Source organism: Jezberella montanilacus, from assembly GCF_003003055.1.
GTDB lineage: Bacteria > Pseudomonadota > Gammaproteobacteria > Burkholderiales > Burkholderiaceae_B > Zwartia > Zwartia montanilacus.
The window spans coordinates 155,961-172,330 of the sequence record NZ_PVTV01000011.1 but is presented as its reverse complement, the minus strand read 5'-3'; the positions used below and the strand labels follow the sequence as shown (position 1 = coordinate 172,330).

Sequence of the window (16,370 nt, the reverse complement as noted above, 5' to 3'; positions counted from 1 at the left end):
GATATCCATAAAGTTGAACAATGAGCTTATTGCAAATTTCTGAACCAGGGCAATCTCCTGCACCGCATCAAAGGCGTTTAGCGATAGGGATTGATTTAGGCACGACCCATTCTCTGGTTGCTTCAGTGCGCAGCAGCGTTGCTGAGGTTTTGGCTGATGAAACAGGGCAGTTGCTGATCCCCTCGGTTGTCTTTGTCGGTGCAGGTCAACAGTACAAAATTGGTGTTGAGGCGCTTTCACACCTAGGCACGATGCCCACCGATACCTTGATGTCTATCAAGCGGATCATGGGGCGGTCCTACGCAGACGCTATTCAAACCCAGTTGCCCTACGAGTTTAGTGAGGATGGCCAATCGGTTCGTATCAAGACCACTCACGAATCTATCTCGCCGGTCGAAGTTGCAGCCAAAGTTCTTGAAAAACTCAGGCGACTGGCTGAACTAACCCTCGGCAATGATCTGGTCGGTGCAGTGATTACCGTACCAGCGTATTTTGATGATGCGCAGCGCCAGGCTACGCGAGATGCCGCGAGATTGGCAGGATTAAACGTCTTGCGCTTGCTCAACGAGCCGACTGCTGCTGCGATTGCCTATGGTTTGGATCATGGATCAGAGGGTATTTATGCCGTCTACGATTTGGGTGGTGGTACCTTTGATATCTCGCTGCTGAGACTCGCGCGAGGTGTGTTTGAAGTGATTGCCACAGGCGGCGATACAGCACTGGGCGGCGATGATTTTGATCAATTAATTGCTAGCGACTTGATCAGGCAACACGCGTTGAGCGATTTGTCATTGCAGGATCGTCGAGTCCTGTTATCGGCCGCTCAACGCTTGCGTGAATTTATCAGTGATCACGCCACAGCAGCCGAGAGTGTCTTCCTTACAGGTCGCAACTTGACACTGACGCTGGATCGGTCTCACTTTGAGCAACTGGCCCAACCCTTGCTTGACCGTACCCTATCTAGTGCGAGACGCGCGTTAAATGATGCCGGTTTGACTGTCTCGGATGTGAAAGGCGTGGTCATGGTGGGAGGTGCGACTCGCATGCCTATCGTAAGGGCCAAGGTCAAAGAGCTGTTTGGCTCAGAGCCGCTGATCGATCAAGATCCTGATCAAGTCGTGGCTTTGGGGGCTGCTTTGCAGGCTAATTTGCTTGCAGGCAATCGCAGTGCAGATGATGATTGGCTATTACTCGATGTCACCCCGTTGACCCTTGGTCTAGAGACCATGGGTGGTTTAGTTGAACAGATTATTCCCCGCAATAGCACCATTCCGGTTGCTCGTGCTCAAGAGTTCACGACTTTCAAAGACGGCCAGACTGCGCTGTCCCTGCATATCGTGCAGGGCGAACGCGACCTCGTGTCTGACTGCCGATCGCTTGCGAAATTTGAGTTACGAGGGATTCCCCCCATGGTTGCAGGCGCGGCTCGCATCCGCGTGACTTTTCAAGTTGATGCGGATGGTCTACTGAGCGTGACCGCCAGAGAGCAGGTTTCTGGTGTCGAAGCGTCCGTGACAGTTAAACCATCCTATGGATTGACCGATGATGAAGTGGCTCGAATGCTTTCAGATTCGATGTCAAAAGCCGATGACGACGCTAAAGCACGTATGTTGCGTGAGCAACAAGTCGACGCCGCGGGGTTGATTGAGTCGATTCTTGCTGCGATAGCCAGTGATGGCGATTTGTTATCGGTTGACGAAAACGCCCGAATCGATCAGCGTATTGCTGCTGCGAAAGCAGCTTGCGACGTTGCTGATGTCGAGGCGATCCGCTCAGCGATTAAATCGCTCTCAGAGGCGACTGATGATTTTGCCGCAAAAAGAATGGATCGCAGTATCCGAGCGGTACTGACCGGTAAATCTCTTAATGACATTAGTTAATCATGCCTAAAATAACGGTTCTTCCTCATCCCGACATTTGTCCAGATGGCGCAATCATAGAGTCTGCCTCTGGTGAGTCGATCTGTCGTATCTTGCTCAATCATCACATTGAGATTGAGCATGCATGTGAATTATCGTGCGCTTGCACCACCTGTCATGTGATCATTAGAGAGGGCTATGCCTCCTTAGAAGAGGCGAGTGACGCAGAAGAAGATTTGCTCGATCGGGCCTGGGGTTTATCAACGACCTCGCGATTGGCGTGCCAGGCGAAGCTGGCCGCGATAGACCTCGTGGTTGAAATCCCCCGCTACACAATCAATCACGCCAAAGAAAGTCACTAATAAAAAAGGTATCACTGATGGCTCGTTTTTCAGCTAATTTAGGATTTCTATGGGCGAACTTGCCCTTGCTTGAGCGGATAGAAAAAGCTGCTGCAGCTGGCTTTAAAGCGATAGAACTACACTGGCCGTACGACACTCCAGCAGCTGACGTTAAAGCAGCCTGTAAAAAATTGGGTCTGACTTTATTGGGAATCAATACCCATCTTGGTGATACCAGTCAGGGCGAGTCTGGCTTGGCCGGATTGCCAGGCAGACAGAAGGATTTTCGCAAAGGTTTTCAGCAAACCTTGCAATGGTGCACAGAGAGTGGCGCAAACTCGATTCATGTAATGGCGGGTGTTGTCCCAACTAATTTGATCGATAAAGGCATTCTCATGATGATCGAGAACGTTAAGTGGGCCGCGGATTTGGCTGCTGAGCACAACATCACGATTTTGCTTGAGGCGATTAATGAACGTGACAAGCCTGCTTACCTGTATTCCCGTCAATCCCAAGCCAATGCTATCCGAGCTGCCTGCCAACGTGACAACGTCAAGTTGATGTTTGACGTCTACCATGTCGGCGTATCAGAGGGTGATATTCTCAAGAAGCTTGAGCAGTTTCTGCCTCATATCGGGCATATCCAGATAGCAGCTGTGCCTAGTCGTGCAGAGCCGGACGAAGGCGAAGTCAGGTACGAAGTCGTGATTGAGCATATTGATGCGCTTGGTTACAAGGGCTGGATCGGGGCTGAGTACAAACCCCGCGCAGGCGTTGAAGAGGGCCTTGAGTGGCTCAAGCCTTACACTCGGCACTAGTCTGCGGGTGTTTTGTTCGGTCAGGTTTTGATTTATTCTATGTTGATAAGCTTCAAAGAATAAACAGATCAAGAGACAATAGCCTAATATGACATATACCCTTGAAGTCAAACCGCTGAGCACAGCAGTCGGTGCAGAAGTTCTTGGCGTTAACCTGCTCGAACCGTTGAGCGATGCAGTGGTGGCCGAGATTCGCCAAATCTGGCTAAAACACGGGGTAATCTTTTTTAGAGATCAGCCGCTTGATTCGGACGGTTTCCTGGCATTTGCCAGGCGCTTTGGCGACATTGTCGAATACCCGTTCGTGAAGGGTCTGCCGGATCATCCTCTGATTATCCCAGTCTTGAAGTTGCCTCATGAGACGCACAATTTTGGCGGGGTTTGGCACAGCGATACGACTTATCTGGATGTCCCACCAGCAGCGACCATGCTGATCGCACGTGAATTGCCTCCAGTCGGTGGAGATACTTTATTTGCAAGCGGCTATGCCGCCTATGAAAGATTGTCCGAAGGTCTAAAACAGACCTTAAAAGGCTTGAAGGCCGTGAATTCGTCTGCCAAGGCAGTAGTCACACATTCGCGCGAGGACAGAATGGCCGATGCGCCCGGTAAACCTGCAAAGTCCGAGTTTAATTCTGAACATCCCGTGTTACGAATTCATCCTGAGACTGGCCGTTTGTCTCTCTATCTGAATCCAGGGCACACAACGAAGTTCGTCGGCTGGACCGAAGAAGAGAGCCAAGGTCTGTTGGACTACTTGTTTGCTCATCAAATCAGGCCTGAATTCACCTGCCGCTTCGTGTGGCAACCAAATTCAATCGCTTTGTGGGATAACCGTTGCGTGCTGCACAATCCGATTAATGATTATCACGGTCATAAGCGGCTCTTACATAGAATCACGCTGGCGGGGCAAATACCGGTTTGAGTAAGATTAGCGATTGTCTTGATCGCGCTGTTGCCATTTCCAAAAATAGCAAACGCCGATAAAAACCAAGCCACTAAGCAACGTGGCACCTTCTAAGGTAAGGCCCGCGCCACCTCTTGCGATTGTTTTGGCTAGCCAGTCGCCGACCGCCGTGCCGGCGATCCGCGCAAACAGCACTCCAAACCAATAAAGGGCGGTTAGTTTCAAAAAGCTTTTGTGTCCCAGAAAGACCAGGATACCCATGCTTATACTTAAGACCAGCGAAGATGACGCTAAACCCATAATATGCCAGAGCTCGTCTCCAATCACTGTGCCTAAGACGCCTGCAATCAGCATGGTGAGCCAATACATCTGGGTCGTATCAGGCACTAGCACGAGGTCTAGGGGTTTTGTGCGCTTTGATTGCCATTGAAGGGTTAAAACAACTAGTACAAAAGCTAGTCCACCTATCAAAAAGATAAGATCTACACCCAGATCGCCATTGACCGTGTCAGCAATTTGAGTGGCCGCTGTGCGAATCAAAATGATCGCAGTCCAGAAATAAGCTTCGCCTGAGCGCTGATCTTTTTTCTCGATCAGATAGACGGCTGCGAAAGCTAAGATGAGCAGCGGTAAAGGACCTAAGTGCTTTAAACCAAACTAAGACTGCCCGGTCAGATTAAATAAGCGAACGGTCAAGTCACCGGTATTCGTGCCAAAAATACTGGCTAGACTGATCAAGATCCAATAGCGTAGGTCTATCTGTGGGTTATGTAACTTTTGCATAAAAGACTGTTTGCCTTGTTTGGCCGTGTTAGTCCTCTTTACGTAAGTGCGGGAAGAGTATCACGTCTCTAATACTGGGACTGTCAGATAACAACATGACTAGTCGGTCAATGCCAATACCGCAGCCACCAGTGGGTGGCATCCCGTACTCGAGCGCACGGATGTAATCGGCGTCGTAATACATGGCTTCTTCGTCGCCCGCATCCTTGGCTTGAACTTGTGCTTGAAACCGAGCAGCCTGATCTTCAGGGTCGTTCAACTCTGAAAAACCGTTAGCAATCTCGCGGCCCGTGATGAAGAGCTCAAAGCGCTCGGTGATTCCTGGCCGGGTATCTGATTCGCGTGCTAAAGGCGACACTTCAATCGGGTAGTCAATGATGTAGGTTGGATGCCACAACTGTGACTCGGCTGTCTCTTCAAATAGGGCAAGTTGCAGCGCACCCAGACCGGCATTGACAAGGTTAGGGGCATGAATGTCAGCACCGAGTTTTTTAAGTTCAGGTTTGATGAAGTCGATGTCGTTTAACTGAGCCTCACTGTAATGCGGGGCATGCTGGAGGATTGCTTGCACGATCGTCAGTCTATGGAAGGGTAGCGACAGATCCAAGGTTTTACCTTGATAGGTCAGCGTTGCGGTACCGCATGTTTGAATGGCTGTGGCACGAATCAGGTTTTCTGTGAAATCCATCAACCATTGATAGTCTGCATAAGCCGCATAGAACTCCATCATGGTGAATTCGGGATTGTGTCTGGGGCTCACACCCTCGTTGCGAAAGTTACGGTTGATTTCAAAGACTCGTTCAAAACCACCAACGATCAAGCGCTTCAGATAAAGCTCGGGCGCGATACGCAAAAACATCTGCATGTCGAGCGCGTTATGGTGAGTCTCGAAAGGCTTGGCAGCTGCGCCACCTGGGATGGGATGCAGCATGGGCGTTTCAACTTCGAGAAACTTCGCATCCGTCATGATCTGACGAATCGAGCTGACGGCCTTACTGCGTGCCAGGAAGGTTTGGCGCGTTTGCTCAGTCATGATCAAGTCGACGTAGCGCTGTCGGTAGCGGATCTCTTGATCCGACACCCCATGAAATTTATCAGGCAGAGGACGCAAAGACTTGGACAAAATCTTGGCGCTTGCTGCATGAATGGATAACTCGCCTTTGTTTGTTTTAAACACAAACCCAGTCACAGCAATGATGTCACCGATATCCCACTGTTTGAAACTGTCGTAGACCTCTTCGCCTAACGAGTTGCGATCCAGATAGATTTGGATGCGGCCCGTGCTGTCTTGTAATGTTGCAAAGCTGGCCTTGCCCATGACACGTTTGAGCATCATCCGACCTGCCACCGAAGCGGGATGTTTCGCTTCATCTAGCGTTGCTTTCTCTTCGTTGCCATACTGGTCTTGCAATGGTTGTGCCCGATCAGAGGGGACAAAATCATTCGGAAAAGCCACACCGGTCGCGCGCAAGGCAGCAAGCTTGCTGCGACGTTCTGCGATTAAATGGTTTTCGTCTTGTTGTGGGGCAGTTTGTTCGGTCATGATTTAGAAAGTGTATTGACGAATATCGTCGATTGGTTTTGAGCCATAGTCGGCTAATTCAAAGGCTGTGAGCAGACGACTAGCGATGGTCTCTGCTGAACCAAGTTGACCTTGCTCATGAAACCCTTTAAAGCGATCAATGGCGGGGAAGTCTGCGGGATCGCTTGCACGGATTTGTACTTGCATGGCTGTATCAATAATACCGGGCGCCATAGAAGTAATGCGTACTTTCTCACCTTGTTCAAGTGCAACAACTTCCACGTAGCGATCCATCGCTGCCTTCGTCGCACAGTAGACACCCCAACCGGCAGTCGGAGAGCGGCCTGCACCTGAAGAAATCAACATAATGCGCTTGTCTTGCATTGCTTGCGCAGCAGCCAGAATATGACCGTTCAACACGATCGGCGCTGTGATGTTAATTTGAAAGGCTGCGTTGATTGCGTCCAGCTCGGTTAACCGGCTTGCAGCGAGCACAGGTGCGACAACCCCCGCGTTTTGAATAACGCGCAGTTTCCAGTCGCTAGGCGTCGAAGCAATGATCTCGCTGAGTTGTTTGGCAGTCTTTGCTACAGCTGCGCCGTCCTGCAAGTCGACGTTAAGGTGCGTCAGCTTGATTGACTGTTTGGCCGCGAGGTCCATTAGCTCTTGCGTGGGCTTACGTGATAGCGTGACAAGATGGCGTTCTTCAGTTGAAGCGCTTGTCAGAATTTGCTTTGCCAGTGCTTCGCCTAAACCTTTTGTAGTCCCAGTCAGGATAAACAGAACGCCCATCTTTACACCCCTTGTTTTAGACTTGCTTGAATAAATGGATCGAGATCGCCGTCAAGCACTTTTTGCGTGTTGGATATCTCAACGTTGGTTCTTAAATCCTTAATGCGGCTTTGATCGAGCACGTACGAGCGGATTTGATGGCCCCAGCCCACGTCGGTTTTGGCATCCTCCATCTTTTGCTGCTCAGCCATGCGATTGCGCATTTCAAGCTCGAACAAACGCGACTTAAGCATCTGCATGGCTTCGGCGCGATTGCGATGTTGAGACCGGTCGTTCTGGCATTGCACAACGATATTGGTGGGAATATGGGTAATACGAACAGCTGAATCAGTTTTGTTAATGTGCTGCCCACCAGCGCCGCTCGCGCGATACGTGTCGACACGCAGATCAGCTGGATTGATATCGATTTCAATCGAATCATCAACCTCGGGATACACAAACACACTAGCAAAAGAGGTGTGGCGACCACCCGAGGAATCAAAGGGGCTTTTGCGTACCAGACGATGCACGCCAGATTCGGTTCTTAAAAACCCAAACGCGTATTCCCCTTCAATCTTGATGGTGGCAGATTTGATACCGGCAACTTCGCCTTCAGATTCTTCCAGCAGTTCGGTTTTGAAGCCTTTGCGCTCGCCATATTTAAGATACTGACGCAATAGCATCGACGCCCAGTCTTGCGCTTCGGTCCCGCCAGCACCCGCCTGGATGTCCAAAAAGCAATTAAGTGGATCAGCCGGATTTGAGAACATCCGACGGAACTCCATCCCTTCGAGGCTGACCTGATATTGATCGGCATCTTGTTCAATTGCCTCCAGGGTTGAGTCATCCCCGTCAGCCGCAGCCAGTTCAAATAGCTCGGTTGAGTCTGCAATGGATTGAGCTAGCTGCGTGAGGGTTTCAACAACGCCTTCGATGTTCTTTTTTTCTCGTCCCAGCTCTTGAGCATGTTTAGGGTCGCCCCATACTGCTGGATCTTCTAGCTCAGCGTTGACGACGTGCAGGCGTTCAGCTTTTGCTTCGTAGTCAAAGATACCCCCGAAGTGCGACTTCACGGGCGGCGTAATCGGCCAGGCGGCTGGCGATCAAATTCTGACGTTCTGCTTCCATTTCTTTCTACATCCGGCTATTTGTGCAAGTAACCCGCTATTTTAGCTCAGGCAGGGCGAGCGTATTCGATGATGAGCTGGACGTTCACCATGCCATTCCAGATATTCTGTTCTAGCTTATAAGCAGCTTGAATTCGCTCGGGCAAACTGTCGGTTTGACCAAACCAAATGGCATCAAAGCGCTGGATGCCACGCTGCAGGTTTAGTTTCAGATGCTTTTCACCCACAAGCTTCTGGCTGCGCACGATGAACTCATCTAAAAAGAGCGGGGCAGCAAACCCAGCCCCCCAGACTTCTTGAGCCAGCAAGCCTGCAACATGCGCATTGGTGAAACCAGATTCCAGCGATCCATCAGTCTCGATATTGGGCTCAAAACTGCTTTTGCCTGTTAGTTCGATTACTGCAGCATCAAACGCTGGGACGAAAGCGTCAAAATCATGACGTGCCAATGTCAGTCCTGCCGCCATGGCGTGGCCACCAAATTTCCTGATTAGAGCTGGATGTCTTTTGGAGACAAGATCAAGTGCATCCCTGAGATGAACGTCTGGGATAGATCGCCCAGACCCTCTGATTTCATCGTCAGAGGCGAGCGCAAAGGCCAGCGTTGGCCTAAAAAACTTTTCTTTCAGCCTTGATGCCACTAAGCCCACCACACCCTGATGCCATTCTGGGTGAAAGACGCAAACGCTGGCACCGACCCCCGCGCCATGTATTTGCTCGCTCGCTGCGAGCGCCTGCTCTTTCATGACGTTTTCGATCTGACGGCGTTCCTTATTGATTGAATCGAGTTGACGGGCGCAATCGAGCGCCTGCATGTCGTCATCAGTAATCAGGCATTGGATACCCAGGCTCATGTCGGCCAGACGACCAGCAGCATTGATCCGTGGCCCCAGCGCAAAGCCGAAGTCAAAGGCACTCGCTGCCTGGGGGTCACGGGATGCGACCGCGAAGAGCGCACGGATGCCCGGTTGCATCAGACCTTTGCGTATCCTATCCAGACCCCGAGTGACAAGTAAACGATTGTTTGCGTCCAGCTTGACGACATCCGCAACGGTACCCAAGGCGACTAAATCAGCCAGTGCATCAAGTCGGGGACCGCCTGTCGCAGGTAGAACACCGCGGCGTCGTAATTCGGCGCGGAGAGCGAGTAACAAATAAAAAATGACCCCCACACCGGCAAGATTTTTTGAGGGGAAGCCACAGCCATGCTGATTGGGATTGACGATCGCCAGCGCCGCGGGTATCTGGTCACCCGGCAAGTGATGGTCGGTCACGATGACACCAATGCCGTGTTCATTGGCACAGGCGATCCCTTCAACGCTGGCAATGCCGTTATCAACGGTAATGATCAGATCGGGCTTTCCTGATTTGTGTACAAGCGCAAGGTCGATCACCGCAGGTGACAGGCCGTAACCCGTTTCAAACCGATTAGGCACAAGAAAATCTACAACAGCACCCATGGCACGTAAACCCCTGATTCCCACGGCGCAGGCGGTTGCCCCGTCGCAATCATAATCCGCAACGATTAGCAGTTTTTTGCCTGCTGCGATGGCGTCGGCGATTAAGGTGGCCGCGTACTGAGCATGAGTGAGTTCGGTTGGCGGTAACATCGCTGGCCATTCAAGGCGCACGTCATCTGCCCGTTGAACACCTCGAGCTGCCCATAGTCTTGCTAATAAGGGATGAATGCCGCTTGCGGCCAGGTGCTCGGCAGCAGCGGGATTGTTTGGTCGAACGCTTAGTTTTGGTTGATCCACCAGGATTTCCAGTCAGTCGGGCGTGGTCTGATCACTTTGTGCCACCAGCGCGGTGTGCTGGGGGTCAAAGTGATGATTCGGTTGTAGCCGAGCAAGTTGAGCGTGCTGTCCCTCGGCACCGATTGTATTTTTCTGTTGAGTTCGGTCAGGCCGGCGATCCACGCTGCCCATTCATGGGTGGCATGAGCGCTGGCGAGTATATCGATGAGTTGGTCTGATTGTCTGAGCGTCCGTGCGCCATTGGTGGCATTGCCTAGGTCTGCGACGATCGCTTCTTTACTTGCTGACGTTGTTGCTCGAGGGATCGCACCCCCGAACAACCACACACTGTTGATCGGTGGTTGGCCCAGCTCAGCCCGCCGTTCGTTAACAGGGTGATCGTGCCATACCATTTGAATTTCGTTGACCAGTTTGCGCCAGTTTTTCAAACTAGGGTCTTGTGGCCACCAATCTGTGATGTTGTAGTTTGAAGCCGCTGCCGGGGTGATGGAGTCCATCACTGCTGGTTCGGGCAACCAAACGCGCCATTGTCTTGCGTTGATTGGTAATGCTGACAGGCCTGTGCCATCCCACAACATCGAAACAGACTCAAATAACTCGTCGCATTCGGCTTGTGTCACCTCAAGCAAACTCGGCTGAATCATTGACATCCGGTCGCGTCCGATGTTCACACTGGTCAGCTCTGCAACGTATACAGGATCTAAACCGTCTTTTACCTCAGCGACCCTCAAAGCCATGTTGGCCCCGACTGTCTGACCTGGCTGTTGTTCATAGCCAGCTTGTCGCAGTTGTATCCATTCAAGAGGTGTGCAACCCAGCTCGGCGGGTTCAAGAAAGGTCGTTTCAATAACCGCTGTCTGCATCCTTGTTACTAGGGCAGGACAATCTTTTTCGACATAAGCGAAGAGCTCTGGCGCGAGGTTGGCGGGTGGCAAGATACCAGCGAGGACGATATTCATGAGGCTGATTGTAGATCTCGATTCCCGACTCGTCAGCCGTGCGCTAATCGTCGTAAAGTTAATGCGATAATCCACCTGTGATCAAACTACCTTATGAATTGTGGATTGGGGCCCGCTACGCTGGGTTGGTGAGCCTGCGCGGTCAACGCGGTGGGCGGGATAAGTTCGTCTCGTTTGTTGCGGCGACTTCGATGGTAGGCATTGCACTGGGTGTTGCTGCATTGATTGTCGTGCTTTCGGTCATGAACGGCTTTCAAAAAGAAGTCCGTGATCGCATGTTGTCGGTTTTACCGCATGTTGAGCTTTATTTGCCAGGCATGGATCCTGAGCAAGTCTTGCAACAAACCCCCGATTTGATGTTGCGTGCCAAACAGTCGCCTGAAGTGCTGGGCGAAGCGCCTTTTGTGGCGGCCCAAGCCATGGTGATGCGTGGGCAGTCTTTGCGAGGTGTTCAGGTGCGGGGAATCGAACCTACTGCTGAGGCTGCGGTGTCTGATGTTGGTCGGCAGATGGTGGTTGGCAAACTCACCGATCTGAAAGCAGGAGGCTTCGGGGTTGTGATCGGCGCAGAATTAGCTGATGCCTTATCGTTAAAACAGGGGGATACCTTGATGATGCTGGCGCCCCAGGGCAGCATTAGCCCGGCAGGTTTTGCGCCACGCATGCGGCAATTTGCGGTAGTTGGGATTTTTCGGTCGGGTCACTACGAATACGATTCTTCACTGGTGTTTACCCATGTTGAGGATACCGCCAAGATGTTTCGCGACAGCGGCACCGCTGGGGTCAGACTCAAGGTCAAGGACATGTATCGCGCGCCAGACGTTGCACTCGCTTTGGCCAGTCTGATGCCCCGAAACGTGCTGGTAGCCGACTGGTCACGCAATAACAAGACTTGGTTCGACGCTGTTCAGACCGAAAAACGCATGATGTTCCTGATCCTGGCATTGATCGTGGCCGTCGCAGCATTTAACCTTTTGTCGTCTCTCGTGATGGCAGTCAAGGATAAACAATCGGATATCGCTATTTTAAGAAGCTTTGGCTCAACACCAGGTGAGATTGCGAAAATCTTTCTTGTTCAAGGGGCTTTGATCGGAGTGATTGGTACCCTGTTAGGGGTTGGTCTTGGGTGCCTGATTGCGTTCAATATTGACGTCATCATCCCAGCGCTTGAGCGCATGGCAGGGGTTCAGTTCCTGCCCAGAGAGGTCTACTTTATCAGTCGGCTACCCTCGGACCCGCGGATCACTGATATCGCAACGATTGGCATCACGTCGTTGGTGATGTCGCTGCTGGCGACTTTGTATCCGAGCTGGCGGGCGTCGAGATTGCAACCTGCACAGGTGTTGCGTCATGACTAATCCAAACGCTGTTGCCATCTCTGCTCAACATCTTTCTAAGCATTACGACGATGGGGTCGATCGCATTGATGTCCTGCTCGACGTGAGCTTGTCCATCCTCAGAGGCGAAATGGTTGCCATTTTGGGTGCCTCAGGTTCAGGTAAAAGCACTTTGCTGCACATACTCGGTTTGCTCGATACACCTAACTTTGGTGAGATCACGATTGACGGGGTAGTCGCAACAGGCTTATCCGAAACTGAACGAAGTCGACTGCGCAATCGATCACTAGGTTTTGTTTATCAGTTTCATCACCTGCTACCTGAGTTCTCGGCGCTTGATAATGTCGCCATGCCATTGATAGTCAGGCGGGTCGATCCGCAACAAGCGCGTGAGGCCGCCAAAGCAGTACTTGAGCAAGTGGGGTTGGCTGCTCGCTTAACGCATTTTCCCGGACAGCTCTCGGGTGGTGAACGCCAGCGTGTTGCCCTGGCCAGAGCCTTGGTGACTAAACCCGCGTGTGTCCTGGCGGATGAGCCGACAGGCAATCTTGATCGTCACACTGCCGTGCAAATGTTTGATTTGCTCAAACAAGTCAATCGTGACTCGGGCACGGCTTTGGTTATCGTGACTCATGATAACGAACTGGCCTCGCTAGCCGACCGTCAACTTTTTGTCAGTAACGGCCAACTGGCATAGCCATGTTGATTGACACGCATTGCCATCTCGACGCACCAGAGCTGGCGGCAGATCGAGATGAGGTAATTGGTCAGGCTGTCGCTGCTGGTGTGCATGCGATTCTCATCCCCTCAGTCGAAGCAAATAATTTTGACACGGTGCGAGAGCTCGCGCATTCGTTCGATCAGGGGTGTTACGCCCTTGGGATACACCCCCTATATGTACAGCAGGCGCAGACGGATGCACTCGACCAGTTAAAGCTTGCTCTAGAGACCCATCAAAATGACCCAAAACTCATCGCCATTGGTGAAATCGGTTTAGATTTTTTTATCCCTGAGCTATCGACTAAGGATGCTCGTCAGCGACAAGAATATTTCTACGAAGCGCAGCTTGATTTAGCCGTGGAGTTTAAATTGCCGGTCTTGTTGCACGTGCGTCGATCTCAAGATACTTTACTGAAATACCTTCGCAGACGTAGCTCGATAGGGGGTTTTGCGCACGCGTTTAACGGCAGCTTGCAACAGGCGCACCAGTTCGTTGACTTGGGTTTTGCTTTGGGGATGGGGGGCGCGATGACCTATTCAAGGGCCTTGCAGATTCAACGGATCGCTCAGACGATACCCCTGGAGTCATTAGTGCTTGAGACAGATTCACCAGACATCGCCCCAGCATGGCAAAAAACTGATCGCCGAAATACCCCTGCGCAAGTCTTGGGCGTCGCGAGGCATTTGGCGGAACTCAGAGGTCAAAAGCTTGAAGACATCATTGAAACCACGGGCCAGACGGCAACGCGTGTGTGTCCGAAATTAGCCCTTGCTTTTTCGACAGGGCGGGGCAACAGACACGAGCAAGCTTGCGCTGCAACTGAACGCGATCGTTGAACCATGCTTGACTGACACAAACGCGCGGCAAAAGGGTCACTGAGCCCTTGAGTTTCAAGCATTGAATAAGCAAGATAGCTATTTTTCTGGCGATCATGGGCCGACTTTTTGCGTTCGGCATCACCGCCGGCATTGCTTGTACACACCTGTTGTCATCGCTAGTACCTTGGCAGCATTTGCTTGGTGCAGGCTTGGTCTTATTATCCGCTGCGGTTGTGACGGGGTTACTGACCAAGATTCATCTCATCAAGCTGGTGCTAGCCTTGGTGGCGGCGTTTGTCCTCGGGATGGCATGGTCAAGCTACCGGGCTCAAATCCGTCTGGATGACCAGCTCGCTGAGTCTCTTGAGAACTTCGTCACTCGACTAAATATACAGATCACATCCATGATTCAGGATGATGGTCTTAGTATGCGTTTTGATGCCAACGTGCTCAATGAACGGCCCGCTGGTGTGCCAGCTCGCATACAAGTCAACTGGCCTCGCGCAACCGAGGTGTCTTATCAGACACCCGATGCGACGGCAGATGAAGTGAGGCCTAAAGTGACGAAGGCGACGCCTGATTTGGAACCGGGCCAAGTCTGGAGGGTCGCCCTATTACTTAAACGACCACATGGTCTGATGAACCCGCATGGTTTTGATTATGAGTCGTTGATGTTTCAACGGGGGGTTCGAGCACTTGGCAAGGTCAGAGGGAAGCCTGTTTTATTAGCTAAGCCTGCCACCTTGAACTGGTTGATCTTTGTCGAGAAAATTCGACAGAAGATAAGAGAGCGGATGCGTGTTGCATTAGAAGCTGCTCGCTATGGTCCCGTATTGATTGCTTTAGCGATTGGTGATCAGAATAGTGTTTCAGCCGATGACTGGCGTGTTTTTAATTTGACTGGAATCACGCATCTTGTGAGTATTAGCGGATCGCATGTCACCATGATGGCCGCGGTCGGTGCTGGTCTGGTGCTGTGGCTGGTTAAACGGATCAAGCTAAAAGATCACTCACTCTGCGATTTTATGCCCGCCAGAAAAATCGCGACCCTCTGCGCACTAATCCTTGCATGGCTCTATTGCTTACTAGCCGGGTGGGGCGTACCAGCTCAGAGAACTTTCTATATGTTGTGCGCGATGGCTTGTTTTCAGTTGAGCAATTTTCCGCCCAGCCTAGCTCGTGTGTTGTGCATCGCTGCGGTGGCCGTCTCTGTGATCGATCCATGGTCAACAATCACGACGGGGTTTTGGCTGTCGTTTGCTGCGGTCGCGGTGCTGTTTTATCTCGGAGCAAATTCCGGCTCTGGGCGCAGCAGTAGCAAAGGACATGGCAATAAATTCCGAGATACTTGCAAACGAGGTGCTTCTTTCCTTTATGAAGCATGCAAATTGCAGTGGTTGATCTCAGTTGCGTTATGTCCGATCCTGATTTTTCTCTTTCAGCAATTTTCAGCAAGCTCATTGCTTGCAAACGCCGTCGCCATCCCAACTATTAGTCTCGTCGTTACCCCGTTAGCCTTGGCAGGTGCCGTGCTGGTTTTAGTACCCGGCGGTTCTTACCTTGCGTATTGGTGTCTAAAAATTGCTCATCACTGTTTCAACTGGATGATGTTGCCTGTGCAAGCGTTGGCAGATCTCGAATGGTTACTCTTTAATTTTTCCGCCGTACCAGTTTGGACGGTTGTGTTGGCTACGGTCGCCTTGGCGTTGGGACTCGCACCTCAAGGCACTCCGGCTAAGGTCGCTGCTTGGGTGTGCTTTCTTCCACTATTTCTGTACAAACCACCACGTCCTGGACTAGGTGATTGGACATTAATCGCTGTCGATGTCGGTCAGGCTGGTGCTGTTTTGATTCAAACGCATCGTCAAAATATTCTGTTCGACACTGGCTTGAAACTGGGCAATAACGATTCAGCCCAGAGAGTGCTGCTACCGCTGCTGCGAGCGTTGGGAATTACAGAGCTTGATCATTTAGTTGTTTCGCACAGTGACAATGATCACGCAGGTGGCTTAGTCAGTTTGTTTAAGGGTATGTCGGTTAGAAGGATATCGAGCTCTTTCGATCTGATTAGTTATATCAACAAGCACGATACCAAAACCACACTCAGTCTTGATCCGGATAATATTGATTTGTGCCGAGCTGAGCAAATGTGGCGCATTGATGGGGTTGAGTTTCGATTTTTACACCCAGATCCAGCCCGCTTCGCTCGCATCCAACAGAATGCTGTCAAAGCCAACGCGCTGAGCTGTGTTCTTTACATTCAAGGGGCAAAGCACTCGGCGCTTCTTTCTGGCGATATTGGCGCTGCTGAAGAGCGATCCATCGTTGAGCGCTACACCGTACAAGCAGACGTCGTCATCGTGCCTCACCATGGCTCCAGAACGTCATCTTCATGGGAGTTTGTTCAGCAAGTGTCAGCAAAGCATGCGATTGCGCAGATGGGTAGGCATAATCGTTTTAATCATCCTCATCCTGAAGTCGTCGCACGCTGGCTAAGTTCGGGATCCAACGTGTGGCGAACCGATCGTGACGGGGCCGTGACTGCAAAATCACAAGGGTTAAGCTTGTTTGTGAGCAAAAGCAGACAGACAAACGGACGCTACTGGCATCACCGCTAGGTCGCCGAGAACCCTTACAATAAGCTCATCTG

14 protein-coding genes are annotated in these 16,370 nt (G+C 51.4%); 8 read left to right on the top strand and 6 right to left on the bottom strand.

What is annotated here, in order from left to right:
* Window positions 1-20 precede the first annotated feature (20 nt).
* The 4 genes from hscA to BCM14_RS02425 all read left to right on the top strand — a co-directional run bounded on the left by hscA (window position 21) and on the right by BCM14_RS02425 (window position 3,943).
* Complete coding sequence (gene hscA, locus BCM14_RS02440) at window positions 21-1,880, top strand: Fe-S protein assembly chaperone HscA (RefSeq protein WP_106226412.1); 1,860 nt, start codon at window positions 21-23, stop codon at window positions 1,878-1,880.
* Window positions 1,881-1,882: 2 nt separating this feature from the next.
* On the top strand, window positions 1,883-2,221 hold the full coding sequence (fdx, locus tag BCM14_RS02435; RefSeq protein WP_106226411.1) for an ISC system 2Fe-2S type ferredoxin: 339 nt from the start codon (window positions 1,883-1,885) through the stop codon (window positions 2,219-2,221).
* 17 nt (window positions 2,222-2,238) lie between these two features.
* The gene (locus tag BCM14_RS02430) at window positions 2,239-3,018 is read left to right on the top strand and encodes a hydroxypyruvate isomerase family protein (RefSeq protein ID WP_106226410.1); all 780 of its coding nucleotides are present in this window, start codon (window positions 2,239-2,241) and stop codon (window positions 3,016-3,018) included.
* 88 nt (window positions 3,019-3,106) lie between these two features.
* Window positions 3,107-3,943 (top strand): TauD/TfdA dioxygenase family protein, encoded by an 837-nt coding sequence (locus BCM14_RS02425; protein WP_106226409.1) that lies wholly within the window; start codon window positions 3,107-3,109, stop codon window positions 3,941-3,943.
* 6 nt (window positions 3,944-3,949) lie between these two features.
* On the opposite strand, the gene BCM14_RS02420 is transcribed toward BCM14_RS02425, so the two are convergent.
* From BCM14_RS02420 to BCM14_RS02395, 6 genes are all read right to left on the bottom strand, one after another.
* Window positions 3,950-4,312 (bottom strand): COG4705 family protein, encoded by a 363-nt coding sequence (locus tag BCM14_RS02420; RefSeq protein ID WP_146129713.1) that lies wholly within the window; start codon window positions 4,310-4,312, stop codon window positions 3,950-3,952.
* A 424-nt stretch (window positions 4,313-4,736) separates the two neighbouring features.
* The gene (lysS, locus tag BCM14_RS02415) at window positions 4,737-6,251 is read right to left on the bottom strand and encodes a lysine--tRNA ligase (protein WP_106226407.1); all 1,515 of its coding nucleotides are present in this window, start codon (window positions 6,249-6,251) and stop codon (window positions 4,737-4,739) included.
* Window positions 6,252-6,254: 3 nt separating this feature from the next.
* On the bottom strand, window positions 6,255-7,022 hold the full coding sequence (locus tag BCM14_RS02410) for an SDR family NAD(P)-dependent oxidoreductase (RefSeq protein WP_106226406.1): 768 nt from the start codon (window positions 7,020-7,022) through the stop codon (window positions 6,255-6,257).
* Window positions 7,023-7,024: 2 nt separating this feature from the next.
* Window positions 7,025-8,129 (bottom strand): peptide chain release factor 2 gene (prfB, locus tag BCM14_RS02405; protein ID WP_106226405.1). Its coding sequence is split into 2 segments (ribosomal slippage): window positions 7,025-8,047 and window positions 8,049-8,129, totalling 1,104 coding nucleotides; the frame shifts between segments, so codons are not numbered across the junction.
* Window positions 8,130-8,175: 46 nt separating this feature from the next.
* On the bottom strand, window positions 8,176-9,885 hold the full coding sequence (recJ, locus tag BCM14_RS02400; protein WP_106226404.1) for a single-stranded-DNA-specific exonuclease RecJ: 1,710 nt from the start codon (window positions 9,883-9,885) through the stop codon (window positions 8,176-8,178).
* The gene (locus BCM14_RS02395; RefSeq protein ID WP_106226403.1) at window positions 9,867-10,844 is read right to left on the bottom strand and encodes a hypothetical protein; all 978 of its coding nucleotides are present in this window, start codon (window positions 10,842-10,844) and stop codon (window positions 9,867-9,869) included. The genes recJ and BCM14_RS02395 overlap by 19 nt, the downstream gene beginning before the upstream one ends.
* A 77-nt stretch (window positions 10,845-10,921) precedes the next feature.
* Between BCM14_RS02395 and BCM14_RS02390 the strand changes: the two genes are divergently transcribed.
* From BCM14_RS02390 to BCM14_RS02375, 4 genes are all read left to right on the top strand, one after another.
* Complete coding sequence (locus BCM14_RS02390; RefSeq protein ID WP_106226402.1) at window positions 10,922-12,202, top strand: lipoprotein-releasing ABC transporter permease subunit; 1,281 nt, start codon at window positions 10,922-10,924, stop codon at window positions 12,200-12,202.
* On the top strand, window positions 12,195-12,878 hold the full coding sequence (locus BCM14_RS02385; protein ID WP_106226401.1) for an ABC transporter ATP-binding protein: 684 nt from the start codon (window positions 12,195-12,197) through the stop codon (window positions 12,876-12,878). The genes BCM14_RS02390 and BCM14_RS02385 overlap by 8 nt, the downstream gene beginning before the upstream one ends.
* 2 nt (window positions 12,879-12,880) lie before the next feature.
* On the top strand, window positions 12,881-13,738 hold the full coding sequence (locus BCM14_RS02380) for a TatD family hydrolase (protein WP_106226400.1): 858 nt from the start codon (window positions 12,881-12,883) through the stop codon (window positions 13,736-13,738).
* A gap of 95 nt (window positions 13,739-13,833) precedes the next feature.
* Window positions 13,834-16,338, top strand: coding sequence for a DNA internalization-related competence protein ComEC/Rec2 (locus BCM14_RS02375; protein ID WP_106226399.1), 2,505 nt, complete (start codon window positions 13,834-13,836; stop codon window positions 16,336-16,338).
* The last annotated feature ends 32 nt before the right edge of the window (window positions 16,339-16,370 follow it).

Coding starts and splice junctions, on each gene's coding strand:
- hscA (WP_106226412.1), top strand. CDS start 21: ATGAGCTTATTGCAAATTTCTGAACCAGGGCAATCTCCTGCACCGCAT.
- fdx (WP_106226411.1), top strand. CDS start 1,883: ATGCCTAAAATAACGGTTCTTCCTCATCCCGACATTTGTCCAGATGGC.
- BCM14_RS02430 (WP_106226410.1), top strand. CDS start 2,239: ATGGCTCGTTTTTCAGCTAATTTAGGATTTCTATGGGCGAACTTGCCC.
- BCM14_RS02425 (WP_106226409.1), top strand. CDS start 3,107: ATGACATATACCCTTGAAGTCAAACCGCTGAGCACAGCAGTCGGTGCA.
- lysS (WP_106226407.1), bottom strand. CDS start 6,251: ATGACCGAACAAACTGCCCCACAACAAGACGAAAACCATTTAATCGCA.
- BCM14_RS02410 (WP_106226406.1), bottom strand. CDS start 7,022: ATGGGCGTTCTGTTTATCCTGACTGGGACTACAAAAGGTTTAGGCGAA.
- BCM14_RS02395 (WP_106226403.1), bottom strand. CDS start 10,844: ATGAATATCGTCCTCGCTGGTATCTTGCCACCCGCCAACCTCGCGCCA.
- BCM14_RS02385 (WP_106226401.1), top strand. CDS start 12,195: ATGACTAATCCAAACGCTGTTGCCATCTCTGCTCAACATCTTTCTAAG.
- BCM14_RS02380 (WP_106226400.1), top strand. CDS start 12,881: ATGTTGATTGACACGCATTGCCATCTCGACGCACCAGAGCTGGCGGCA.
- BCM14_RS02375 (WP_106226399.1), top strand. CDS start 13,834: ATGGGCCGACTTTTTGCGTTCGGCATCACCGCCGGCATTGCTTGTACA.